Origin of the sequence: Candidatus Tisiphia endosymbiont of Sialis lutaria (assembly GCF_964026535.1) — a bacterium.
In the GTDB taxonomy this organism is placed as follows: domain Bacteria; phylum Pseudomonadota; class Alphaproteobacteria; order Rickettsiales; family Rickettsiaceae; genus Tisiphia.
Window position 1 is genome coordinate 1,388,423 of the sequence record NZ_OZ032153.1, and the last position, 23,035, is coordinate 1,411,457.

A 23,035-nucleotide genomic window follows, 5' to 3' on the forward strand; every position below is an offset into this window, starting at 1 on the left:
AAATAAAAAAATATAGGATTGTTTATTTGAAACAGGATAGTACACAAAGGCTGGCAAAAGCTATTAGTAATGCAGGAGTGTGTTCAAGGCGTGCCGCAGAGCTGCTTATCAAAAATAGTGAAGTAAAGGTAAATGGGGTGATCATTGATTCACCTGCCACCTTGGTTGATAATACTAGCATTATTGAAGTATCAGGAAAACTAATAAATCAACAACAAACTCCGCGTTTATGGACATATTACAAACCTGTTGGCTTAATTACCTCACATAAAGATAATTATGGTAGAGAAACTGTCTTTGAAAATCTGGTATTACAGAATCTGCCTAGGGTAATTTCAATCGGGCGATTAGATATAAATAGTGAAGGATTACTATTACTTACCAATAATGGTGACTTAGCAAGGAAGTTTGAGTTACCATCAAGTAAACTTGAACGTATATATAAAGTCAGAGCACACGGTAACCCAAGCTCATTGCTTAAAAATTATAAGAATATAGAGATTGATCAAATACGTTATGATCCTAAATTAATTAAATTAATAAAATCAGGAAAAACTAATTGTTGGTTTGAAGTAATTTTAACTGAAGGAAAAAATCGTGAAATTAGGAAGATATTTGAATATTTTGGTTTAAGTGTTAACCGGTTAATTAGAATTAGTTATGGGGGATTTATATTAGGTGATTTGCAACCAAATCAGTATAAAGAAATGCCATTTGAGGAATTTAAGAAATTTTTATGATACGAATTATCGCCGGCAAACATAAAAATCGGATAATACCCACCTTAAAAAACTCTAATTATCGTCCTTCCACCGGCAAAATTCGAGAAGCGATTTTTAGTATATTAACTTCAGGAGAATTTAGTGATGGTAGGTTATTTACCAAGGAGTCTAAGGTTCTCGATTTATTTGCCGGCACTGGTAGCTTAGCTTTTGAGAGCTGTTCTAGAGGAGCAGGGGATATTACAGTAATTGATATAAATGCTGATTATTTGCGGGCAGCAAAAGCATTTGCTAGTAAAATAGGTGAAATGGATAAAATGACTTTCCTAAATATCAATGCTACAGCTTTGCCAAAATGTAAAAATAGCTTTGATCTAATTTTTATTGATCCACCATACTATCAAAATCTTGTATCAAAGGCAGTAAATGCTTTGAAAAAAGGTCAATGGTTAAAAGATGGAACAATTATTGTCGTTGAATTTGCTAAAAATGAGCATCTTACAGACGATTCTTTAGAAATGGTTAAAGAGAAAATATATGGTGATAGTAAATTGCTTATTTTACGATCCTAGCTTAAACGTCATCGTGAGAATGCTATAAATAAGTAGTAATGACGTTTTTATGCTGTTATAAAAATTATAGGGTATGCTTTTCTTAAACTAACGTACTAAAATGATTTTTGTGGTAATATTATCAGCTACTTTTAACCAAATTTTATCAGTAGTATAAATCTCCATGTTATAATAGCAACCAGTTGCTATACATGCTCTGTCACCTAAAGATAGACCATAATCCTTTGTTAATCGACTTAACTTACCGGTCTTGATAGCTATATTTTCGCAAAATGGTATGATTTCTGGTACTATATCTGCTACGATTATATCAATTTCATTTTCTGCTATATTAGACCTAGTCAGGACAGAAACTAATTCACTTAAATTAATTGATGCTATACTACTACTTGCGATAACATCCTCTAATATTTTATAACCTGGTTCTTTTTTTAATAAGGCAATGATTGCTGATGTGTCCAATAAATATTTTTTTGTCTTGATCAAAGGTTTAGAACCTGTTGACATCTTCACTTCTAATAATTTCCAACTCTTTTTGCAAGTCAATATCCTTGTATTTACTTAAAATATTTCTGGCTCTTTCTACATTAGCATGAAAAGTTGAAACTATTAATTCAAAATCTTTATATTTAATGGAAACTTCATCACCTGCTTTAAGTTGTAGCTTTTTTCTAATCTTAGCTGGGATAGCAAGTCTGCCATTGCTATCTATATAACTTTTTAGTGCTGTCATGATATATACCTATAATATTAAGATTAATATAAATCTACAACTATATACAGTTTAGCTAAAATTATAAAAATGGTCAATTTAATAAATAATTGAATCATAAAAATATTATGTTGACTATAGATATGAATAAAACAGGAGATATATAAATTAGCAGCAAAATATTAGAGGTTTGATGACTTAAAATCCGCATCCTCGTAACTGGAGTGAAAATTCATCAGGTAAGATAATTTTCCTTAGTGATTTTTTTATTTGTAGTTCTCATAAAGAAACAACCAGATTTTAATCCCTAACCATAAAAATTTTATTTGGAATATATATGACCTAACTCTTTATTTTTGAATTTATAATTGCTGTTATAAAATACGTTTATTTGCTTTCTCATCCCCAGGTAATATATAACTAGCTCCTTTCCAACTTGATGAAAAATCAAATTCTCTATATGGCTGATCGAGCTTAACTGGCTCATATACTACTTTTGCTAGAGTTTCATCATATTTAACTTGTACGTACCCAGTTAATGGGAAATCTTTTCTAAGAGGATGACCAACAAAATCATAGTCTGTTAGAATACGGCGAATATCATGGCTCCCAGCAAAATTTACCCCAAACATATCATATGCTTCACGCTCATACCAGCAGGCAGCACTAAAGATTTTGGTAATTGAAGGAATTATGTCATTTTCTCCAACCTCAACTTTGACTAGTATACGTTTATTTAATTTAAGACTTAGTAAATTATACACTACTTCAAACCGTTTCAAACGGTCTAAAAAATCAGCAGCAAATAAATCTGTCAACACGGTAAAACGTAAATTCTCAGATTGCTTAATTGACGATAAAAATGGTAACAAGCTTTCTATAGTAGATTTATAAGCAGCAAAATGTATATTTGAACCATTTGACTGTACAGGTAACACAGCTATTTCAAGCCCTTGATTTTTTATCAATTTATCAATAATCTCTTCCATATTATACACTAGCACTCTTAAATCTAGTAGTTCTTTTAATTTTCCTTTGTAATTGCATTAAGCCATAAATCAAAGCCTCAGCCGTCGGAGGGCAACCTGGTACATATACGTCTACTGGTACTATTTGATCACAGCCACGCACTACTGAGTAGGAATAATGATAATAGCCACCACCATTGGCACAGCTTCCCATTGATAGAACCCATTTAGGTTCAGTCATCTGGTCATAAACTTTTCTAAGAGCCGGAGCCATCTTATTGGTTAAGGTTCCTGCAACTATCATTAAATCAGATTGACGGGGGCTTGGTCTAAACAACATACCAAAACGATCCATATCATAACGGCTGGAAGCAGCTTGCATCATTTCTACTGCACAGCAGGCAAGACCAAAGCTCATAGGCCAAAGTGAATTAGCTCTAGCCCAGCCTAGCAAATCATCAAGTTTAGTTATCAAGAATCCTCGATTTGAGATTTCTTCTGCAAGTAGCTTGTCTTGATCATATAAATCTATTTCTGCTTTCATGTAATTACTCCCAATCTAATGCTCCTTTTTTCCATTCATATATAAAACCAACAGTAAGTACAAATAAGAAAAACATCATTGAAAAAAAACCAAATTTACCAATTTTCCCAAGCGTAATAGCCCATGGTATCAAAAAAGTTACTTCTAAATCAAAAATAATAAATAAAATAGCTACTAGGTAAAAACGTACATCAAATTTGCTCCTAGCATCACCGAAAGGGTCAAATCCGCATTCATAACTATCCAGCTTAGCCTTATTATATTTCCGAGGACTCAAAAGCCTCGGTAATGTAACTATTATCAACGACAAAACTGATGCTATAGCAAAAAATACCACTATAGGCAAATATTCTTGTAATATGTGCGATGTTTCCAACATTAGTAATTACCTTAAAAAATATATCTTCTAACTTTCAACAGTTGTGGGGTTAGTTCTAAAGCTTAATACGGTTTAAATGCTTCATTAAACACGCATACTATTTTTTTGCCATGACGTATTGACAATTTGTGAAATACCTGTTCAATAATCACCATATTAGCATTATCTTGAGCAAGTCGATAATTTACCATCGATTCTCTAAGAGCTTCATCAACTGCAAAAATAGCTGGTAACTCAGCATTTTTATCTCTAAATTGTAAGTAAGTATACACTCCATCATCAAAAATTCTAATTGGGGCAATTGATTCATTACCACTTATCGAATAATTAAAATTATATTTCTCCGGATGAGATAAATCAAGGTTAGCTGAGGATGTAACATAAGTTTGCAAATAATCTCCTGAATTTTCATCATCAGGATAGATAAATCTTAAATTAAAAACCATTTCTGGATCTCTCATGTCCGAAGCTTCTGCAGCATATAGTTCAAAAAAGTAAGTTCGCTTGTTAGTAATAATCGTCATATTCGTTGTAGCATCTTGTTCCATTGGCTTAATGAAAATCCTATGACCGGCTGGTACTATTTGCCAAGAAGTAGTATCCCCCATGGAAATACTAACTATTTCCTCCTCTTTTGCTAGCTCTATACTAGCTTGATAACCGTAGTATCCGGTGAATTTAAATACATCATCGGGACTATACACCATTACCCTAATTCTGCTATCGATCGGCAATGGTCTAGATTCTCTAACAGCTAAAGCAGTATTTACAGAAAATACTACCACAAACAATATTATTAATCGCTTCATTTTATTTCTTACTTTTATCTTCTATTAATTTAAGTTTGTAACCAGTAACCACAAAATTAAAATTTGAGTTAGGAGGTAAATGGATATTAATGGCATCTATTTCAAAATTTATTGTCGCTTGCCAAACCATATTTTCCAAAATATCATTAGCAGAATTTTTTGCCACCGATGTAAATATAACCTCAGCCTTATTATTCTTATGATAAACCACTGATAATATATTAACAGAACGCCTTAAAGACCTTTGGTAACGCATAACTGGTGACAATGAATTGTCAATATTCATAAAATTGGCAAATTGTCTAAATATTATACGTGTAGAACTATTCTGAATAAACATAAATTGAGGACGAAGAAAATCATAATCATAAGATTCTCTGTGTATCACATAATTTTTAATCATAATATCTGCAATAGAATTAATTGCATTACTTTTTATATGATTAGCGTTAGTTATTGTTGCACTCTTTAGAGATTCAGCACTAATTGCGTATCTTACCTGACGAACTGTTGGTAATAAACTGTTAACACTAACCACTACACCTAGAAATAATGCCAAAAAAACTACCGTAAATATCAGCAAAAATGATCTGTGTACAAGCGGATATAAATATTCAAAATTATACCATCTTCTAGCATCAACAAAATATTCCCCGGACTTAATATATTCTTGAACAGAGCTTGATACCTTATCCATTAGCCTAAAATAATTGATTATCTTACTTAGTATTAGATTCTAGCACATATTAACAAAGAAGTTATTATTTTTTTATAGCTACTCCGAAAAAATTTGATTATATAGTGTTGAGGTTACTGATTGACATTAACCATGATTTATATAATATAGTAACCTGTACATAAGAAAGGGTTACTATATGTCTAATGAACATCAGCCACATGATACTATAGTCAATTTAGGAGAATTAGATAGCAGGAAAGATGGAGCGACGCCTATAAGTAATATGCGAGCATTGAGCGACGACGTCACCAACTTCTCATCAATTGACTATAATTCCCTAATTACTATTGCAAGGGCTAGTGCTTTGTTAGGAGTATCGTTTGATACTATCAGAAAGTGGGAAAAAAAAGGGCTTGTAAAAGCATACAGAAATAAAAATAAACACCGTTTTTTTCAATCTGAAGAATTACAGAGACTAAAATCAAAATTATCCGGGAATAATAATATAGGATTCAAAATATTACAATCAGAAAGAAAAACCAATTTTCAAGTTTTAGAACTATTTGCTGGTGCCGGTGGTTTAGCTTTAGGATTGCATAATTCCGGTCTTAAAGGTTCTCTTTTTGTAGAAATAAATAAAAATGCAGCTGATACATTAAAAACTAATATGCCAAGCTGGCATGTTATTAATGATGATGTAAGTAAAATATGTTACAAGAATATTTATGCAGATATTTTAGCTGGTGGATTTCCCTGTCAAGCTTTTAGTTATGCCGGTAAAAGGCTTGGTTTTGAAGATATACGCGGTTCTCTGTTCTTTGAATATGCAAGAGCAATAGAACAAATAAAACCTAAAATTATACTAGCTGAAAATGTTAAAGGACTGGAAAAGCATGACGAAGGTAGAACATTATCAACTATGATTCATGTTCTAAGTCAATTAGGGTATCGTATCGCTTATAAAGTTCTAAGAGCACAATATTTAGATGTAGCTCAAAAAAGAGAACGATTAGTAATTATAGGGGTAAGGAACGACTTATCATGTTCTATTATATTTCCTAAAGAACAAGATTATACTATTAGTATAGCTGAAGTGCTAAAGGATGTTCCAATATCTGATGGTCAAACTTATACTGCTCAGAAAAAGAAAATAATGGAATTAATACCAGAAGGTGGATACTGGCGAAATTTGCCTGATGTTTTACAAAGAGATTATATGGGTGCTAGCTATCATCTAAGTGGTGGTAAGACTGGAATGGCAAGAAGACTTTCTTGGAATGAGCCGTCCCTAACTTTGACTTGTAACCCTGCACAAAAACAAACAGAACGATGCCATCCGTCGCAGACGCGTCCTTTAACAATACGCGAATACGCTAGAATACAGAGTTTTCCAGATTCTTGGAAATTTGTTGGTTCAAGATCATCGCAATACAAGCAGATTGGTAATGCTGTGCCTGTTAACCTTGCATATCATATTGGCAGATGCCTTGTGGCAATGCTAGAAAATTATTTTGATCCTCTTAGCATGACTATTTTGCCTGAAACGCAGATTTGAAGAATTTTTTTATAAACTCATCGTTTTGCCCTGTATTAATTTTGAATTCTGGCTGTAAGTTTGATATGATGGTTGGGATTATCTCAAATAATTGTTCAAGAGCATCATCTACACCAGTTGCAAGTGCATATAGTCAATTGATGAGAAGTTGGTGACGTCGTCACTCGTCGCTCGCCTATTACTTATAGGCGTCGCTCCATCGCTCCTAGCACCAAATTCCCCTGAATTGACTATAAAAACTATCACCATCTATTTGTCGTATCAAACGGTTTCTTGGGCATATAACACCAGTGGAAGCGTTAGAAGGAACAAACTCAATATTATACCGCTTTGGTTTTTTAGGAATTATCTCAATGTAATATGCTGTATATCCTTTATACATATGACCTTTTTGCATTACTAAATTTTCTAATTTGTAATACATAGAAGCTTTGTCTGAACCCTTAAGAGTATTATGTTTATTTTTTACTTCTCCAATGATTTTTTTATCGTGATTGACAATATCTACCATTTGACCAGAACTTAAACTTTCCCATCCATCAAATGCCCCTAATATTTGTTGGTGAAAATCACCTAGGTGATTTGATAAAGTTTTTTGTGATTGACGGGATTTCTCACTCTTCAGCCACTCACTAGAATTAATTTTAAAACTAGCCATTTCAAAGATAATAGAAAACGGATCCACAACATTACGATCAAATTTTTTCTCTGCTTTGATCATTGCTGCCCTGCCTTTATCTAAGACAAATTTAACAACCTTTTCAAGTGTAACATCATCTATAAAGCTTAAATAAGACATTATTCGTAAAATGATTAAATTTGATTAAATGTAACTGGTAATTATACTTAACTTAAATGCTTAATGCAATTACCTTTTAATTGAATAATGGAGACAATAAATAAGGCGTACAAAATTTTTCTTACACGTGAATGTCTCATAAGTTATAAATTATTTGACTAGATAATTGTTTGTTGCTATAAGCTATCTTAGAGTGATGGGGCGTAGCCAAGTGGTAAGGCAACGGTTTTTGGTATCGTCATCGGTGGTTCGAATCCATCCGCCCCAGCCACCTTTTTAGCCTTTCTAAATTTTGTTGGAGCTTTAATATGGTTACGTTAAAAATTTTGTCAACAGAACCTAGTAATACCAACTCTCTAGCTTGGTAGGTCGAGGTTACGAAGCCACTATATCTCTTTAGAACAACAGAAAAAATTATAATTGGAAATATATAAGACTCGATTGATTTATATAGGGTTGTAACTTAAATGTAACAAAATACTTATTATTTTAAGAAGCAAATAATAAATTATTTGCTAGTATTTTAATTTTTAGTTTAATATACTTTATAATTAAAATAATGTAATAGGTAGTTATATGGAAGATATTAATGATTGGGAAACAAAATACGAAGATTGCAAATATTCTGAGAGGTTACTAAGTAAACTAATGCAGATAAACCAGGAAGTAACTATACCAGTAGATATTGATATGGTTAAAAAAGGTATATATTACGCCAAAAAGTATCATGGTTCGCAGATGCGACAATCTGGTGACCCATATTATTCTCACCCGATAGAGGTGGCGTATATGGTTGCTGAATATACCGCAGTAGAAAGACCAAAATATTATAAAACTGATATGATCATTACCAGTTTACTACATGATACTATTGAAGATACAACTCTCACAGAAGATATGATTGGTAGAATTTTTGGTGAGCAAGTTGCTAGTCAAGTGGTAGATTTGACTAGGGTTAAATCTTATGGGAAAATTAGTGCAGCAGAGACAATGACATTATTGTGTAAACAAAAAAAATATAATGTAGCTATTATTAAAATTTTTGATCGAATTCATAACTTACAAACTTTACAAGCCAAATCACCAGAGAAGATAGAAAAAATAGTTAAAGAGAGTTTAAAGTATTTTCTGATAGTTGTTATACATCTAGAAATATCAATACCAATAAAACTAAGGTTATTAAAGTTATGCTATCAGTACATACCCTACGCTCTTCCATATTCTTTTCAAGTTCAAGATCTACTATTTTTTAATAATAATCCTATGGGCTGCTTTTTTCCAATTTTTCAAAATGAGATAGCCCAAATACAAAACCTAAAGAGATTGAAACAAATAGAATAAATAACCCCCAATTGCCAAAATATTCAACTAGGTATATTAGACCAAAAGAAACAATAACATACATTACAGCACGGGATAGTGCATATGTAAGAGTAGCACAAGTAAATCTTTTAAAAACAGGAAATTGCTTATAAAAAACTGGGGCAGCTGGCAGACTATCGGATACAAATAGAATAAGTGTAGCTTGGAGTAAAAATACATCCATGGTACTTTTAAGATTATCTAATAAATACGGACAACTAATAGCAAAAATAATATATATTATCAATTTTACTTTTAAAATTTTTAATGGATGAAATTTTGTGCTTAGATATGTCAAGGTGATAAAACCTAATAAATTTACCATAGAGACAAAGAAGTTTTGATGAATAACCTGTTCTCCTGTGTACCCAAAAGAATCTTTTAGTATTCCAGCACAATAAATATATACAAAATAAAAAATTGCTGGCCAAGAACATTCTATTAAAAAATACGCTAAAAAGGTTTTTTTTACGATTTTTTCTTGCAAAATAGGATGATTTTCTAATGTTGTAGAATCCTCACCAATTTTTTCTAAACTTATCTTTAATTGTCTCTTAGCATCAGCAAATTCTGGCGTTTCTCTAAGTGTAGTTCTTGCAACGGATCCAACCAGTGCTACTAATGCCCCAATCCAGAAAGCTATACGCCAATTAAATCCATAAGAAGTAACTAATGAGGCAATACCCAAAGCCGCTGTCATACCTAAAGCAGCAAAAACTGAAATTACTGCTACAACCCTATATCTTGTTGGTGGCACTGTAATTTCAGTAAGATAAAGCTCTGCTCCTATTACTTCTCCCATGGAAGACATACCTTGAATAATACGACATATAGTTATAAGAACAGAAGCGATTATTCCTATTTGAGCATAGGTTGGTAAATTAGCCATGGTAATACAAGTAATTGCCATCATAAAAGTCGTTATTATTACTGTCACTTTGCGACCTATATTTGTCTCCCAACCAGCCAAATATCAGTGCCCCAAGTGGGCGAAAGACAAAGGTAGAACAAAAAGCAGTAGCAGTAAAAAGAGATGCAATGTGTGGATCAGTCTTTGGAAAAATAGCTCATTTAGAAGAACTGCCATATGGACATATAGCATCAGATCAAAATACTCAAGGAATGTTCCCACTGAAAGTAACCCGATAGCAGATTTTTGTTCTTTGGTAAGGCTAGTTTGCCGATTAGGAATAATCCTGGTATTTTCTTGAACAACTTTACTCATAGTTGACCTGGTTTTGTTGTTGACTTCTGATGGTTCATATTTTTTCAATATTTTGTGTTAATATATTTAGTATATAATATTTTATCGCTGCACTAAGTGATATAAGAAAAATAATTATAGATTTAAGTTGAAATAACAAATTTCTAGTTGTAACAATATCACGATCTTAATATGGCATTAAAGTTTTATAGCAACTTGAGAAAACAAAATACGGGGTTGTAACTTAAATGTAACAAAATACTTATTATTTTAGGAAGCAAATAATAAATTATTTGCTAGTATTTTAATTTTTAGTTTAGTATACTTTATAATTAAAATAATATGGTGGATATTAAAATGGAAGATATTAATAATTGGGAAGCAAAGTATGTAAATTGTAAATATGCTGAGAGATTACTAAGTAAACTATCTGAGCTAAACCAGCAAGTAACTATACCTGTAAATATTAATGAGATTACAAAAGGTATATATTACGCCAAAAAGTATCATGGTTCGCAGATGCGACAATCGGGTGACCCATATTATTCTCACCCGATAGAGGTGGCGTATATGGTTGCTGAATATACCGCACTAAATATGCCAAAATATTACAGAACTGATATGATCATTACCAGTTTACTACATGATACTATTGAAGATACAACTCTCACAGAAGATATGATTGGTAGAATTTTTGGTGAGCAAGTTGCTAGTCAAGTGGTAGATTTGACTAGGGTTAAATCTTATGGAAAAATTAGTGCAGCAGAAACATTGAATATATTATTTCAACAAAAGAAAGATGATGTTTTATTGATTAAGTTATTTGACCGACTTCATAATATGCAAACTATTGGTGCTAAATCGCCAGAGAAAATTCAAAAGATAAGAAAAGAAAAGAAACTTTGCTATCTTTTTTTCTTTTCTCACAGTATTTGGAAACACCTGAATTAGAAAAAGCATTACATGAAACATGTATATGGAACCAATTGATAAATAAGCCAATATAGTTTTTATATTAACTTTTTCGTTTAGCATTTCTTGATTAGTAATATCCTTTTTCTCTAAACCGAAAGTTTTAAGTTTATTTAGCAGCCTTCTGGTTGCATCAGCAAATTCTGGAGTTTCTCTAAGACGTGTCCTTGCTATAGCTCCAACCAAGGCAATCACTGTACCAAATAAAAAAGCATATCGCCAATTAAAACCATATGAAGTAACAAGCGTCGCGACCCCTAAAGCACATACTGCCCCTAGCTCAGCAAATATCGTAATTGCACCAACAACAGGATATTGTATAGGAGGCTTAGTCATTTCCGTTAAATATAATCCAGCCCCTATTACTTCTCCTAAGGATGACAAACCTTGCACTATCCGACAAACAGTAATTAATACCGAAGCAGTAATACCAATTTTCGCATAAGTAGGCAAAATAAACATCACCAAACAAGAACATGCCATCATGAAAGTTGTAATAACTACCGTAGATTTACGACCTACTTTATCGCCTATCCAACCAAAAATTATGGCAGCAAATGGTCTTAACAAATATGTAGAACAAAAAGCAGCAGCCGTAAGAAGAGAATTCACATGTGGGTCATATTTAGGAAAGAATAATTCATTCAACAATACTGCCATATGAATGTAGAGCATTAAGTCAAAATATTCGAGGAATGTTCCTATTGACAACAGCCCAACAGCTTCTTTTTGTTCTTTGGTAAGGCTAGTTTGCCGATTAGGAATAATTCTGGTATTTTCTTGAACAACTTTACTCATAGTTGACCTGGTTTTGTTGTTGACTTCTGATGGCTCATATTTTTTCAATATTTTGTGTTAATATATTTAGTATATAATATTTTATCGCTGCACTAAGTGATATAAGAAAAATAATTTTTATTCTGGCGTCATTGCGAGACCACATAGTGGGCGTGGCAATCCACACTTATTGGATTGCTTCGTCGGCTTACGCCTTCTCGCAATGACGTTTTTACCCTGTCATTCCCGCGTAGGCGGGAATCTAGACCCCTACCTACGCAGGGGTGACAATTCTTCTACGCAGGTATGACATTTTACACTAATGATGATGAGGGTAATGAGAACTCTCTCCACCCATGGCAACATTTCCTTCATCAAACGACGTATCATGCAACCCGCTGTCATCAGAGGTATCATGGGCAGAAGTCGATGCCCCATGTTCATCATAAGTTGCTGCAGTGTTTTCTTCAGTGAAACAGCTCTGTATTAACTTGCCTCCCGGTAGTTTGATAGCGTGATTAAATTTATCCATCTGCTCGAGAACTACTGCCATATCTACTCCTTTAGTAGGAATCTCCTTATGAGTCTTTTCTACTAATTTGATAAGATTCTTAATTTCAGGTTCCATATATTTAGGGATTACTGGTTTATTTTCAGTTTTAATGCCCTTAAGTTCCTTAGGAGTAAACTTCAATGCTACACCATAAAATAGAGCAGCTATGTCAGCATCTTCCTTTACCCCTAATCCCTGTCCAAAACATTTAAACAACCAAAAAGGAGCTTCTTTACTACCTAAAGTTAGAGCCCACCAAAAATCCATAGCAGCAGATTGCCAACTAGCATCTATTTTTTCCTGAGATTTACCCCTATCTTCCATATCCATGGCTAACCCATAATAACGTTCTCCTGAAAGTTGATATTCTTTTGCAGTAGTTGTGATTTTATTTTTTGACTTTGCCATAATCGTATCCTCCTATTTTTTATGAGATACTACAACCAATTCTAGAAGGAACTTTATCAACCTTTTTAGATATATGGTTTGTAGTTGTTAATGTTTTATTATGATTTATTAGATTCTTAGTTAATTCTAATGTTTTGGATTTTAAATCTTTTTCTTTAGAATTAGCTTGGGTATTTTTCTCAGTAAAACAACTCTGTATTAATTTGCCAGATGGAAGTTTGATAGCATGGTTAAATTTATCCATCTGCTCAAGGACTTTTTTCATAGTTACACCATTACCAGGAATCTGAGCATGAGCCTGTTTTACTAAGTTTGCCAATTTATCGATTCTTGGTTGCATGGATTTGGCAATTACTGGCTTATTTTCATCTTTAATATTATTAGCACAATCTTCCGGGGTAAATTGCAATGCTGTTCCATACATTAGAGCTGCTATGTTATCATCTTTTTTTACTCCTAATCCTTGTCCAAAACACTTAAATAAGCCAAGAGGAGCTTTTTCACTACCTAAAATTAAAGCAAACCAAAAATCTATAGCAGCAGACTGCCAACTAGCATCTATTTTCTCTGGTGACTTATTCCTATCTTCCATATTAATGGCTAATCCATAATAATACTCTCCTGAACGTTGATATTCTTCTGCTGTAACTAATACTTCATTTTTTGATTTTGTCATAATTTACCACCTACCAGCTCTGCCTTTTTTGGGATCAAGAGCTTTAGCATTAGGAGTTTCATTAGGTGTTATTGTTCCATTTTTCTCCCCAGTAGCAGTTTTCCCTACTATTGGCTGTTTTTGTCCATAACCTAATTTCTCTTTTATTTGCTCAACCTGTTCCGTTACTTTACTTATAGGTTCTTTTTCGTTAGAGTTAGGGATTACTTGTTGTTTATCAGAACTTTGTTGCAATGAAATAGCAGGTGATAGTGATCCATCTCCTAACGATGGTGAAAGAGATTTTTTTGAAGCTATCTCTTTATTTGCTTCTTTAACTAATTCTTCTGGAACAACTCCATGTAACTTATGAAATACTGCTGCCCTCTTTTGAAGTATATCTTTATTGCATCCTTTAGCAAGTTCCATTCCATGACAAATTTTCTTAGCCTCTTTCTCCATCTCCTTATAATGTTCTGCACATTCTGCTTTCTTGACTTCAGCTAAACCATGGTGATGCTCATGATATTTCCTTGTATTAGCCAAAGAAACTCTTTCTGGATGATTTGCTGGTAGATGGGCAACTTTTTCTTCAAGTTTTTTGATGTTCTGTATTTCAGCAGAATGGAGTTTTGTCTCCTCTTCGGCTGTTTTGTCGGTTTGTTTAATATGTTGCCAACGTCTTTTTTCTTCTTCTATTTGTGCCGGGGTTTTGGTTAATTTTTTCTTAGTCTCTGCATCAATTTCCCTACCTTCTTCGATAGCTTTTATTGCATTATCTAAATGTTTACTCTCTTCTTGTTGTTCCTTGAGATAATCCTTATGAAAAGAATCAAAAGCTTTATATACCCCTGCTACTTCTGCACGCCTTTCTATTTCCTCACGTAATTTTTCTGCCGCTGCCGCCGCTTCCTCTTCTATTCTTTTGACTTCAGCAGCTCTGTTTTCTTCATTAATCAAAGCAACAATTGCTGATTTAACCCGTTGTTCTTCTTCTTTAAGAGTCAATTCTAATTGTTCAAACATTTCCTTAATATTGGCAAATTCTGCAACTTCCGGATGAGCATCAAGAACATTGGCAAGCATAGACTTTAATGATTCGAAAGTAACTGGGTTCAAGTCCTTTACACGACCTTTGATATCATTAACAACATTCATTATTTGAGCAAAGTCTGCACTATCTTTCTTCTGCCCTTTATCATCCTCAAAATTATCAGCCATATATCGTGTTTTCACCGTGTTTAAACCTTGTTAGCAATAGTTACGTTTTTAATTAAATATAACCTGCATTAAATAGTCAACTAATTTTTTATTAAAATATAGTTATTTTTTCTTAATAAAGACAATGTTCAATAATTCACTGGCATCAGATATGGTTTTGATGGTTAGTACCCCCTTAATTTCGTGTGGTATTTTAGCAATATTTTTTTTATTTCTTTCGGAGATGATTAGTGTGGTAATATTTTCTCTATAGCTAAATTATTGATATATCAAAGTTTTACAACTAATCAGCAACCCAATAGTCATTTACAATGAATTCAATTTAAATTAACATATAATTTTTTGATACTCGATAATCAAGTTTTTTTGCAGATTTGAATAAAATATAGGATCATGGTTTTCATCCCTGCTTAACTTAGTGTCATACCTGCTTTGGTGCGTGGTCTAGATTCCCGCCTACGCGGGAATGACAAATTTTGCGTTTAAAGATAGCTCTGTAAAAAACTTGATTATCGAGTTAAAGGCGATTTAATTGCCACTGCTTGGCAACTAGATTGGACTGTCGGCATCCATAAAAATTTTGTTCATTTAGACCGACGTATTTATTATAATCAATTAAAACAGATAATATTTTTATATTATAAGTTAGAACAACAGAAACAATTATAATTGGAAATATATAAGACTTGATTGATTTATATAGGGTTGTAACTTAAATGTAACAAAATACTTATTATTTTAAGAAGCAAATAATAAATTATTTGCTAGTATTTTAATTTTTAGTTTAGTATACTTTATAATTAAAATAATATGGTGGATATTAAAATGGAAGATATTAATGATTGGGAAGAAAAATATGAAAATTGTAAATATGCTGATAGGTTACTAAGTAAATTATCTGAGCTAAATCAGCAAGTAACTATACCTGTAAATATTAATGAGATTACAAAAGGTATCTATTACGCCAAAAAGTATCATGGTAGCCAAATGCGACAATCCGGCGATCCATATTACTCCCATCCGATAGAGGTAGCGTATATGGTTGCCGAATATACCGCACTAAATATGCCAAAATATTACAGAACTGATATGATCATTACCAGTTTACTACATGATACTATTGAAGATACAGCTTTTACCGAAGAGATGATTGGTAGAGTTTTTGGTGAGCAAGTTGCTAGTCAAGTGGTAGATTTGACTCGGGTGAAATCTTATGGAAAAATCAGTGCGGCAGAGACAATGAGTATATTATATTCTCAAAATAAGAAAGATATTTTAGTAATAAAACTATTTGATCGAATTCATAATATGCAAACTATTGGTGCAAAATCTCCTGATAAGATTAAGAAGATAGTTGGTGAAACAGCACAGAGTTTTCTAGCGGTATGCACTTATTTTGGCTATATAAATTTGGAGAATTATTTGTATAAATTATGCCATAACTCTGTATCTAGAGAACATAATACCAACGAACTAGAAGTTTTGTAATTGCAAATTTAAACATATACTAAGCATCGCGTAACTTCTCCAACATTGCAAAATGACGCAGACCAAATCCATATGCCACAAGGAAAGGCACAAATAATATTACTATGCCCCAATTACCAAAATGCTCTATTAAATAAACTAACCCAAAAGAAGTAACAATAAACATTATAGCCCGTACTACAGCAAATGAGATACTGACACATCTAAAACGTTTAAATACAGGAAACTGCTTATAAAATATTGGAGTTGCTGGAAATACTCTTGGTCCAAATATCACTATAAAGAACTGCAATAATAATAAATAAAAAGGAGATGGGATATTAGTTAATAAATATGGTAAGAATATAATAGTACTAGAAAAAATCACTAATCGTGTCTTTGAAATTTTTAGTGGAGATATCTTATAACTTAAATAATTATATGCAATACCAATAAGTAAATATGCTGTTGCAATAATCAAGTTATGAGCAATAATTTGCTGAGAATTATAATTTAGGGTAGTTCTAAGTATAGCACTACAATGCACATATAGCAAATAAAAACAAATTGATCCAGTAGACTCAATTGATAAATAAGCTAATATAGTTTTTATATTAACTTTTTCATTTAACATTTCTTGATTAGTAATATCTTTTTTTTCTAGACCAAAAGTTTTAAGTTTATTTAGCAGCCTTCTGGTTGCATCAGCAAATTCTGGAGTTTCTCTAAGACGCGTCCTTGCCATAGCTCCCACTATGGCAATCACTGCACCAAATAAAAAAGCATATCGCCAGCTAAAGCTATATGCAGTAACAAGCGTTGCAACACCTAAAGCAAATACTGCTCCTAGATCAGCAAATATTGAAATACAACCAACAACAGGATATTGCAGTGGTGGTTTGGTCATTTCCGTTAAATATAATTCAGCCCCTACTACTTCTCCTAAGGATGACATACCTTGGACTATCCGACAAATAGTGATTAATACCGAAGCGGTAATCCCAATTTGGGCATAAGTCGGCAAAATAAACATCATCAAACAAGAACATGCCATCATGAAAGTTGTAACAACTAGTGTAGTTTTACGACCTACTTTATCGCCTATCCAACCAAATAGCAAAGCCCCAATTGGTCGAAAAACAAAAGTAGCACAGAAGGAGAAAGCTGACAAAAGAGTAGTAGTGTGCGGATCGCTCTGTGGAAAAAACAATTCATTCAACAATACTGCCATATGAACATATAGCATTAAGTCAAAATATTCAAGCAATGTTCCTATTGACAGCAACCCAACAGCTTCTTTTTGTTCTCTGGTAAGGCTATTCTGGCGATCAGGGATAATCCTGGTATTTTCTTGAACAATTTCACTCATAATTAACTCAAATAATTGTTTTTTCGGAATAAGTAGCCGAGTTTCTAAAAGCAATAGGTAAATCACCACACTCTTTTGCCAATTTCTCATCAATTGACTATAGCTCAGAATTTTCTGGAAGTAATTTTACTACCACGTGATTTCGCTAATTTAATTATTTTCTTTCTTTGCATCTTGGTTACTATTGACGATAGTTGATTGTTGTTGTCTCGTCAATTTATTCTTTTCTTCTATGTAATTAAGAAAAAAATGAGTAAATATTAAAAACCCAATTATCATCGGAATAAAAACAAATATAATAGCATTGCGTTTTCTAATAGATTCTTCACGATCTAAACGATCCTCTTGCTCCTCGTATGTTTCCCCTAATTCATTACGCCATGTATCTTCTTGATCTGAATTATCTTGATCTGAGTTGTTTTCTAGCATTTTATACCTTTTATTAAATATTATTTACAATAACTTAGAGATTAAACTATAAAAAATTATACACAAGTATAAATTAAATAAAATTAATATTTAATCTTTATTTATATTAATTTAAATTGAATTTATTGTAAATATTATTGAATTTTTAGTTAGTTATCTTCGGCAATTTCCTAGTTTAATTCATTAAATTCTACTTTAGCAAATAATTTTGTTTGAAGTGTCAATAATTCTGAATGATTATTTGAACTTTCTTCTGCCAATTTATTAGCTTTAGTTAAAAGGTCTAAGTCTCTAGCTAGATCAGCAAAAAAGAATCTTATCTCACCACTTTGCTTTGTTCCTAATATTTCTCCGCTACCTCTTAACAGTAAATCCTGCTCAGCTATATAAAAGCCATCATTACTATTTCTCATCACTTCAAATCTAGATTTTGCAAGTATAGTTAATTTTTGAGGATCATATAGAAGAATACAATGAGATTGTAACATTCCACGTCCAACTCTACCTCTTATCTGATGTAATTGAGCTAAACCAAACTGCTCGGCATTCTCTATGACGATTAAGGTGGCATCTGGGACATCAATACCCACTTCAATTACAGTTGTTGCAATAAGAATTTTAATATTACCATTCTTAAATTGTTGCATAATCGCATCTTTTTGTTCATTTTTCATTTTGCCGTGTATAGTAGTTGTAATGTTAGGGTAGGCGGTTTCAATGGTAATGAATCTGGTATTAACGTCAGTCAGCCCAGTAGACCTCTTGCCTAACTCTACTTCTGCTGGTAATTTGGACAATGATGCGGTACTCGAATCCTCACGTACATTAGAGTACGCTGCGGTTCTGCGTTCCGCGTCTCCTTCAAATTCCTCAGCATAAGCGAGTTTTGCAAGAGGTCTAGTGTTTTTTTCCTGGGTTACTAACTCTTCATCAGTTTGATCGATAAGGGGGCATATCCAGTAAATTTTTTCTCCAGATGTTAGTTTTTTATCCAAAACGGAAATTACATTATTTAGTTTTGTTTTGGGTAAGATGCTAGTAATAATTGGTAGTCGATTTTTTGGCTTACTGGTTAATTTAGAAATATCCATATCTCCAAACATAGTCAAAGTAAGGCTTCTAGGAATAGGGGTGGCTGTCATTACTAAAACATCGGGATATGAAGCTTTATTAATTAAATCAAGCCGTTGTTGTACACCAAATTTATGTTGCTCATCAATGACAATATAACCTAGATTTTTAAAAATTACTTTTTCTTGAAATAATGCATGAGTGCCAATTAATATATCAATATCTCCGTTTTCTAGCTCTGATAATAGCTTATTGCGTTCTTTGCTAGATATTTTTCCAGTAAGTAAACCAATCTTTATTCCGCTTTCACTTAAGGCTTTAACAAAGAATTGGTGATGTTGATTTGCTAATAAATCAGTAGGAGCCATTAGTGCAGCTTGAAATTTATGATATACTACATTGACTATTGTTAATAAAGCTACCAGGGTCTTGCCAGACCCTACATCACCTTGCAGTAAACGCATCATTTCTGTAGGAGATAATTGATCTTTTTCAATTTCTTCAATGACTTTTTTTTGGTCATATGTTAGTTCAAATCCTAATATTTTAAGTATTGATTGTTGTAGCTGAACGGATTTAGTAAATGAATTACCTTGTTTTAATTTTGTTTGTTGACGGAGATGTTGTAATGATAGCTGGTTAGCAAATAGTTCTCTTGCTGCTAATCGTCTTAAGGATTGAGTTTGTAATTTAGTATCATGAACTTGGTATAAATGCATGATTTTTAAATCATTTAATAAAGATTCAATATAATCCTTTATTTCTTGAAAATTTTTAGGGATACTGTTACACTCTTTTTCAAGCAAATCAATAGCCTTTATTATATAGGAATAAAGTTGCTTATTAATTATTCCATAAGTTAAAGGATAAATTGATTGTATAGAGTTGGTAAGTTTTTTATCAAAAATAAATATTGGGTGAGATATTTGAGCTAAGCTAGAGAATATTTGTACCTTGCCTTCAATTATTTGCTTACTACCTATCGTAAGTTTATTTAGCAAAAAATAAGGTGGTCTATTAAAAAATATCAGTAGAATAGAACCAGTCTCATTAGATACTAAGATTTTTAAAGGCTGCTTTCTGCTTTTAGGAACAAGAATTTCTTCAATTGTTACTTCCGCTTGAATTAACTGTCCATTTTTCAGTAAAGATAAATTGGGCGAAATTGTTTTAACTTGATAAGAAGTAGGGCGGTAAAATAGCAAATCTCTTAAATTGATGATCCCCAATCTTTTAAGTCCATCAATTATATTATCACTAACGTTAATATGTGATTTAATTGGTAGGAAAAAAAACTTACTGATAGTTAACATGTTTTATTACTATATAGTTTTGTCTTTTTAATGTCATACCTGGGAAAGCAGGTATCCAGATTCCCGCTTCGGTGCGGAATCTTAGTGCATAAAAATATCGATATCGTTCCAGCCTATCAGATCCAAATTAGCTCTAATAGGTAAGAATTTAAAAATTTGTTTTGCAAGGTCTAGCCTATTTTCGGCTAATAATCTATCTTGTAAGATAGAACGTAGCTGATGTAAATAAAGGACATCTTTGGCAGCATATTCTTTTTGTTCTTCCGTAAGCTCATTTCTTCCCCAATAGGAAGATTGTTGTTGTTTAGAAATTTGCACTGAAAGCAATTCGCGACATAAATCTTTTAAGCCATGGGAATCAGTGTAGGTTCTAACCAATTTAGAAGATATTTTGGTACAGAAGATATTCTCTAAATCAATTTCAAGATATTTCTTTATTGCGGCTAAATCAAATCGAGCATAGTGAAATATTTTACACCGATTTTTATCAAGTAATAATTTTTTTAAATTAGGTGCTGCATAGTTCTTGTCAATAAAGTTTACTAGATAAGCATCACCATCACCATTACTCATTTGCAAAAGACATAATCTATCCCTATGCACTTTTAATCCCATCGTTTCTGTATCGATTGCTAAGTCTCCATCAATATTAAAATTTTCTGGAATATCATTGTAAAAAACTATAGTGCTAATAATAACCTCCTAATCTTTTATATTGCTTACCACATATTTTACGGTAAATACCTGTTCTGTTGGAGACGCCACTCCTAAAACTCTTCTAGCTTCTTGGTCAAGCATATCCTTGTCTAGAGATTCTGGTCTAAGTAGTTTTACTTTATGTTCAAGTTCAACACGTTCTGCCCTTAAAGTTTCTAGCTCACTATAGGCTTTTTCCAGTTGTTGATTTAATGTAAAATAAGCAATAATTCCCCTATTACCATAAATAGAATGGAAAATAAAATAAGCTAATAGTAAAGAAAGCAAAACATTAAATATTATAATTTTGGATCTTTTAACTAAATCAATAAGATATTGATAATTCATAATATTTTAATAATAAAAATAATATTGGGGCGGTGAGAATTATGCTGTCGAATCGGTCTAAAACGCCTCCATGACCTGGTATTATAGTGCCACTATCTTTAATAGCAAATTTGCGTTTGAAATATGAAATAAATAAATCGCTCATTTGTGCTATTAGTGCTAAACAAAAAGCTGCTATAATTAAGTGCCGTTTGTTTAACAAATAGTAAGTTGGCAAATCAAACCCTGGCAGCAAACTCAATAAAAATGCCGCAACCCCGCTAGCTAATACTCCTGTGATTAATCCACTCCAAGTTTTGTTAGGACTAATCTTGGGAGCAAGTTTAATACCGCCTATATTTTTCCCGCCAATCATAGCAAATATATCAACTGACCATATTATAGTAAAATAGAGTAATAATAGCCACCGATTTTTATCTTCAGTAGCAATTATTACTAAAGATATAATAGGAATGGGAATAATAATCAACCCAAATAATCCATAAAGAAAGGACGATTTGGTTATTGATGGTTTGGTCATCTGATACCATTCATATAACATACCTACGGCAATTAATAACATCAATATATAAAATAACGACTTGATAGATATTATCGATATAATAAATACCGGTCCTATTACTAAGGCTGATAATACTCTCATGAATATATTAGACTTTTTCTTACCTGCCACCAAAAGTCCTCTTCCTTTTTGAGTAATCATCTAACGCTTCTAATAAATCTTGTTTGTCAAAGTCAGGCCAGTATTTAGGTGAAAAATATAGTTCAGCATATGCGATTTGCCATAATAATAAATTGCTGATTCTATATACCCCACCAGTGCGAATTAATAAATCTACATCTGGCATTTCTGGATCATACAGATAATTAATAAACTCATGTTCACCAATATTTGTTTTACCAGAATCGATAATTTTCTGACAGGCATCAACAATTTCTGCTCGCCCGCCATAGCTAAAAGCAAGACAAAGAGTTATTTTATTATTATGTTTTGTTAATTCCATAGCATCATGAATTTGTTTTTGTAACACAGAATCCAACAAATCCAATTTACCGATAATTTTTATTTTAACCCCATTCTTGTGCAGTGCCTCAGTCTCATTTTTTAGATAATAACGTAATAATTTCAATAAAAATGTGACCTCAGTCTTTGATCTACGCCAATTCTCTAATGAAAAAGTATAAAGTGTAACGTAAGGTATATTAAGTTCTATAAAATTTGCTAATAATTTTTTTACTTTATCAGCACCTACTCTATGTCCTTCAAATTTAGGTAGGTCTTTCCCTAATGTCCACCTAGCATTACCATCCATGATGATAGCTAAATGATTTACTTTGTTGATTGTACTCATATTTACTTTTGTATTATATAGCTAATCTTGGTAAGTTTTTAAATGTTATCCCTATTTTGGTGCAGGAATCTCTATATCTCGCAATTGTCGAAAGTTAGA

26 protein-coding genes, 1 tRNA gene and 2 pseudogenes are annotated in these 23,035 nt (G+C 32.4%); 7 read left to right on the forward strand and 22 right to left on the reverse strand.

Annotation, left to right across the window (positions count from 1 at the left end; all coding sequences use genetic code 11):
• Positions 1-26: 26 nt before the first annotated feature.
• Both AAGD20_RS06705 and rsmD read left to right on the forward strand, forming a co-directional pair.
• Entirely contained in the window at positions 27-740 is a 714-nt protein-coding gene (locus AAGD20_RS06705; protein ID WP_341748897.1) for a pseudouridine synthase, read from the forward strand.
• Entirely contained in the window at positions 737-1,294 is a 558-nt protein-coding gene (gene rsmD / locus AAGD20_RS06710; protein ID WP_094649377.1) for a 16S rRNA (guanine(966)-N(2))-methyltransferase RsmD, read from the forward strand. The genes AAGD20_RS06705 and rsmD overlap by 4 nt, the downstream gene beginning before the upstream one ends.
• An 87-nt stretch (positions 1,295-1,381) precedes the next feature.
• Here the strand turns inward: rsmD and AAGD20_RS06715 are convergent, their stop codons facing one another.
• From AAGD20_RS06715 to AAGD20_RS06745, 7 genes are all read right to left on the reverse strand, one after another.
• Positions 1,382-1,801 (reverse strand): type II toxin-antitoxin system VapC family toxin, encoded by a 420-nt coding sequence (locus tag AAGD20_RS06715; RefSeq protein WP_341748898.1) that lies wholly within the window; start codon positions 1,799-1,801, stop codon positions 1,382-1,384.
• Positions 1,785-2,027, reverse strand: a complete 243-nt coding sequence (locus tag AAGD20_RS06720; RefSeq protein WP_341748899.1) for an AbrB/MazE/SpoVT family DNA-binding domain-containing protein — start codon at positions 2,025-2,027, stop codon at positions 1,785-1,787. Before AAGD20_RS06720 ends, AAGD20_RS06715 begins: the two co-directional genes overlap by 17 nt.
• Before the next feature lie 353 nt (positions 2,028-2,380).
• A complete protein-coding gene (locus AAGD20_RS06725) occupies positions 2,381-2,995 on the reverse strand; it encodes an NADH-quinone oxidoreductase subunit C (RefSeq protein WP_094649374.1) in 615 nt (204 codons plus the stop codon).
• 1 nt (position 2,996) lies between these two features.
• Positions 2,997-3,518 carry an NADH-quinone oxidoreductase subunit B family protein gene (locus AAGD20_RS06730; protein ID WP_341748900.1) on the reverse strand — a complete coding sequence of 174 codons (522 nt, stop codon included), beginning with the start codon at positions 3,516-3,518 and terminating at the stop codon, positions 2,997-2,999.
• Between the two features lie 4 nt (positions 3,519-3,522).
• On the reverse strand, positions 3,523-3,897 hold the full coding sequence (locus AAGD20_RS06735) for an NADH-quinone oxidoreductase subunit A (protein WP_094649372.1): 375 nt from the start codon (positions 3,895-3,897) through the stop codon (positions 3,523-3,525).
• 62 nt (positions 3,898-3,959) lie between these two features.
• Positions 3,960-4,706: a P-type conjugative transfer protein VirB9 gene (gene virB9 / locus AAGD20_RS06740; protein ID WP_094649371.1), complete on the reverse strand. Its 747-nt coding sequence runs from the start codon at positions 4,704-4,706 to the stop codon at positions 3,960-3,962.
• A 1-nt stretch (position 4,707) separates the two neighbouring features.
• A complete protein-coding gene (locus AAGD20_RS06745; protein WP_094649370.1) occupies positions 4,708-5,403 on the reverse strand; it encodes a VirB8/TrbF family protein in 696 nt (231 codons plus the stop codon).
• Between the two features lie 178 nt (positions 5,404-5,581).
• Between AAGD20_RS06745 and dcm the strand changes: the two genes are divergently transcribed.
• Positions 5,582-6,940 (forward strand): DNA (cytosine-5-)-methyltransferase, encoded by a 1,359-nt coding sequence (gene dcm / locus AAGD20_RS06750; protein ID WP_341748901.1) that lies wholly within the window; start codon positions 5,582-5,584, stop codon positions 6,938-6,940.
• Between the two features lie 108 nt (positions 6,941-7,048).
• On the opposite strand, the gene AAGD20_RS06755 is transcribed toward dcm, so the two are convergent.
• Together AAGD20_RS06755 and AAGD20_RS06760 are read right to left on the reverse strand one after the other, a co-directional pair.
• On the reverse strand, positions 7,049-7,189 hold the full coding sequence (locus AAGD20_RS06755) for a palindromic element RPE2 domain-containing protein (RefSeq protein WP_341748902.1): 141 nt from the start codon (positions 7,187-7,189) through the stop codon (positions 7,049-7,051).
• The gene (locus AAGD20_RS06760; RefSeq protein ID WP_341748903.1) at positions 7,146-7,739 is read right to left on the reverse strand and encodes an Eco47II family restriction endonuclease; all 594 of its coding nucleotides are present in this window, start codon (positions 7,737-7,739) and stop codon (positions 7,146-7,148) included. The genes AAGD20_RS06755 and AAGD20_RS06760 overlap by 44 nt, the downstream gene beginning before the upstream one ends.
• A gap of 197 nt (positions 7,740-7,936) precedes the next feature.
• Between AAGD20_RS06760 and AAGD20_RS06765 the strand changes: the two genes are divergently transcribed.
• A tRNA-Gln gene (locus AAGD20_RS06765) sits at positions 7,937-8,010 on the forward strand.
• Between the two features lie 305 nt (positions 8,011-8,315).
• Positions 8,316-9,080 (forward strand): HD domain-containing protein, encoded by a 765-nt coding sequence (locus tag AAGD20_RS06770; RefSeq protein WP_341748904.1) that lies wholly within the window; start codon positions 8,316-8,318, stop codon positions 9,078-9,080.
• Here AAGD20_RS06770 and AAGD20_RS06775 read toward each other — a convergent pair.
• Positions 9,001-10,326: pseudogene (locus tag AAGD20_RS06775) on the reverse strand (MFS transporter). The gene AAGD20_RS06770 and the pseudogene AAGD20_RS06775 sit on opposite strands and share 80 nt — an antisense overlap.
• A 498-nt stretch (positions 10,327-10,824) precedes the next feature.
• Between AAGD20_RS06775 and AAGD20_RS06780 the strand changes: the two are divergent.
• Positions 10,825-11,151, forward strand: a pseudogene (locus AAGD20_RS06780) (HD domain-containing protein); the annotation flags it as partial.
• On the opposite strand, the gene AAGD20_RS06785 reads toward AAGD20_RS06780, so the two are convergent.
• The 5 genes from AAGD20_RS06785 to AAGD20_RS07130 all read right to left on the reverse strand — a co-directional run bounded on the left by AAGD20_RS06785 (position 11,125) and on the right by AAGD20_RS07130 (position 15,131).
• Positions 11,125-12,075 carry an MFS transporter gene (locus AAGD20_RS06785; RefSeq protein WP_341748905.1) on the reverse strand — a complete coding sequence of 317 codons (951 nt, stop codon included), beginning with the start codon at positions 12,073-12,075 and terminating at the stop codon, positions 11,125-11,127. The pseudogene AAGD20_RS06780 and the gene AAGD20_RS06785 sit on opposite strands and share 27 nt — an antisense overlap.
• Positions 12,076-12,373: 298 nt before the next feature.
• Entirely contained in the window at positions 12,374-13,015 is a 642-nt protein-coding gene (locus AAGD20_RS06790) for a hypothetical protein (RefSeq protein WP_341748906.1), read from the reverse strand.
• A 19-nt stretch (positions 13,016-13,034) separates the two neighbouring features.
• Positions 13,035-13,691, reverse strand: coding sequence for a hypothetical protein (locus AAGD20_RS06795; RefSeq protein ID WP_341748907.1), 657 nt, complete (start codon positions 13,689-13,691; stop codon positions 13,035-13,037).
• A gap of 3 nt (positions 13,692-13,694) precedes the next feature.
• Positions 13,695-14,906: a hypothetical protein gene (locus AAGD20_RS06800; RefSeq protein ID WP_341748908.1), complete on the reverse strand. Its 1,212-nt coding sequence runs from the start codon at positions 14,904-14,906 to the stop codon at positions 13,695-13,697.
• 87 nt (positions 14,907-14,993) lie between these two features.
• Positions 14,994-15,131, reverse strand: a complete 138-nt coding sequence (locus tag AAGD20_RS07130; protein WP_410520918.1) for a S16 family serine protease — start codon at positions 15,129-15,131, stop codon at positions 14,994-14,996.
• Positions 15,132-15,701: 570 nt separating this feature from the next.
• Here AAGD20_RS07130 and AAGD20_RS06805 point away from each other — a divergent pair.
• Positions 15,702-16,379, forward strand: coding sequence for an HD domain-containing protein (locus AAGD20_RS06805; protein WP_341748909.1), 678 nt, complete (start codon positions 15,702-15,704; stop codon positions 16,377-16,379).
• A 19-nt stretch (positions 16,380-16,398) separates the two neighbouring features.
• Here the strand turns inward: AAGD20_RS06805 and AAGD20_RS06810 are convergent, their stop codons facing one another.
• The 7 genes from AAGD20_RS06810 to uppS all read right to left on the reverse strand — a co-directional run bounded on the left by AAGD20_RS06810 (position 16,399) and on the right by uppS (position 22,936).
• Positions 16,399-17,727, reverse strand: coding sequence for an MFS transporter (locus AAGD20_RS06810; protein WP_341748910.1), 1,329 nt, complete (start codon positions 17,725-17,727; stop codon positions 16,399-16,401).
• 150 nt (positions 17,728-17,877) lie between these two features.
• A complete protein-coding gene (locus AAGD20_RS06815) occupies positions 17,878-18,156 on the reverse strand; it encodes a hypothetical protein (RefSeq protein ID WP_341748911.1) in 279 nt (92 codons plus the stop codon).
• Between the two features lie 170 nt (positions 18,157-18,326).
• Positions 18,327-20,540, reverse strand: coding sequence for an ATP-dependent DNA helicase RecG (locus tag AAGD20_RS06820; protein ID WP_341748912.1), 2,214 nt, complete (start codon positions 20,538-20,540; stop codon positions 18,327-18,329).
• Positions 20,541-20,621: 81 nt separating this feature from the next.
• A complete protein-coding gene (locus AAGD20_RS06825) occupies positions 20,622-21,233 on the reverse strand; it encodes a ribonuclease D (protein WP_341749483.1) in 612 nt (203 codons plus the stop codon).
• 9 nt (positions 21,234-21,242) lie between these two features.
• Positions 21,243-21,584 (reverse strand): septum formation initiator family protein, encoded by a 342-nt coding sequence (locus AAGD20_RS06830; protein WP_341748913.1) that lies wholly within the window; start codon positions 21,582-21,584, stop codon positions 21,243-21,245.
• Complete coding sequence (locus AAGD20_RS06835) at positions 21,562-22,287, reverse strand: phosphatidate cytidylyltransferase (protein WP_094649263.1); 726 nt, start codon at positions 22,285-22,287, stop codon at positions 21,562-21,564. Before AAGD20_RS06835 ends, AAGD20_RS06830 begins: the two co-directional genes overlap by 23 nt.
• Positions 22,247-22,936 (reverse strand): polyprenyl diphosphate synthase, encoded by a 690-nt coding sequence (uppS, locus tag AAGD20_RS06840; RefSeq protein WP_192866928.1) that lies wholly within the window; start codon positions 22,934-22,936, stop codon positions 22,247-22,249. The genes AAGD20_RS06835 and uppS overlap by 41 nt, the downstream gene beginning before the upstream one ends.
• Positions 22,937-23,035: the final 99 nt, after the last annotated feature.

Excerpts from the sequence above, each read along its gene's own strand:
- rsmD (WP_094649377.1), top strand. The coding sequence starts at position 737 with ATGATACGAATTATCGCCGGCAAACATAAAAATCGGATAATACCCACC.
- AAGD20_RS06715 (WP_341748898.1), bottom strand. The coding sequence starts at position 1,801 with ATGTCAACAGGTTCTAAACCTTTGATCAAGACAAAAAAATATTTATTG.
- AAGD20_RS06720 (WP_341748899.1), bottom strand. The coding sequence starts at position 2,027 with ATGACAGCACTAAAAAGTTATATAGATAGCAATGGCAGACTTGCTATC.
- AAGD20_RS06725 (WP_094649374.1), bottom strand. The coding sequence starts at position 2,995 with ATGGAAGAGATTATTGATAAATTGATAAAAAATCAAGGGCTTGAAATA.
- AAGD20_RS06730 (WP_341748900.1), bottom strand. The coding sequence starts at position 3,518 with ATGAAAGCAGAAATAGATTTATATGATCAAGACAAGCTACTTGCAGAA.
- AAGD20_RS06735 (WP_094649372.1), bottom strand. The coding sequence starts at position 3,897 with ATGTTGGAAACATCGCACATATTACAAGAATATTTGCCTATAGTGGTA.
- virB9 (WP_094649371.1), bottom strand. The coding sequence starts at position 4,706 with ATGAAGCGATTAATAATATTGTTTGTGGTAGTATTTTCTGTAAATACT.
- AAGD20_RS06745 (WP_094649370.1), bottom strand. The coding sequence starts at position 5,403 with ATGGATAAGGTATCAAGCTCTGTTCAAGAATATATTAAGTCCGGGGAA.
- dcm (WP_341748901.1), top strand. The coding sequence starts at position 5,582 with ATGTCTAATGAACATCAGCCACATGATACTATAGTCAATTTAGGAGAA.
- AAGD20_RS06755 (WP_341748902.1), bottom strand. The coding sequence starts at position 7,189 with ATGGTGATAGTTTTTATAGTCAATTCAGGGGAATTTGGTGCTAGGAGC.
- AAGD20_RS06760 (WP_341748903.1), bottom strand. The coding sequence starts at position 7,739 with ATGTCTTATTTAAGCTTTATAGATGATGTTACACTTGAAAAGGTTGTT.
- AAGD20_RS06770 (WP_341748904.1), top strand. The coding sequence starts at position 8,316 with ATGGAAGATATTAATGATTGGGAAACAAAATACGAAGATTGCAAATAT.
- AAGD20_RS06785 (WP_341748905.1), bottom strand. The coding sequence starts at position 12,075 with ATGAGTAAAGTTGTTCAAGAAAATACCAGAATTATTCCTAATCGGCAA.
- AAGD20_RS06790 (WP_341748906.1), bottom strand. The coding sequence starts at position 13,015 with ATGGCAAAGTCAAAAAATAAAATCACAACTACTGCAAAAGAATATCAA.
- AAGD20_RS06795 (WP_341748907.1), bottom strand. The coding sequence starts at position 13,691 with ATGACAAAATCAAAAAATGAAGTATTAGTTACAGCAGAAGAATATCAA.
- AAGD20_RS06805 (WP_341748909.1), top strand. The coding sequence starts at position 15,702 with ATGGTGGATATTAAAATGGAAGATATTAATGATTGGGAAGAAAAATAT.
- AAGD20_RS06810 (WP_341748910.1), bottom strand. The coding sequence starts at position 17,727 with ATGAGTGAAATTGTTCAAGAAAATACCAGGATTATCCCTGATCGCCAG.
- AAGD20_RS06815 (WP_341748911.1), bottom strand. The coding sequence starts at position 18,156 with ATGCTAGAAAACAACTCAGATCAAGATAATTCAGATCAAGAAGATACA.
- AAGD20_RS06820 (WP_341748912.1), bottom strand. The coding sequence starts at position 20,540 with ATGTTAACTATCAGTAAGTTTTTTTTCCTACCAATTAAATCACATATT.
- AAGD20_RS06830 (WP_341748913.1), bottom strand. The coding sequence starts at position 21,584 with ATGAATTATCAATATCTTATTGATTTAGTTAAAAGATCCAAAATTATA.
- AAGD20_RS06835 (WP_094649263.1), bottom strand. The coding sequence starts at position 22,287 with ATGATTACTCAAAAAGGAAGAGGACTTTTGGTGGCAGGTAAGAAAAAG.
- uppS (WP_192866928.1), bottom strand. The coding sequence starts at position 22,936 with ATGAGTACAATCAACAAAGTAAATCATTTAGCTATCATCATGGATGGT.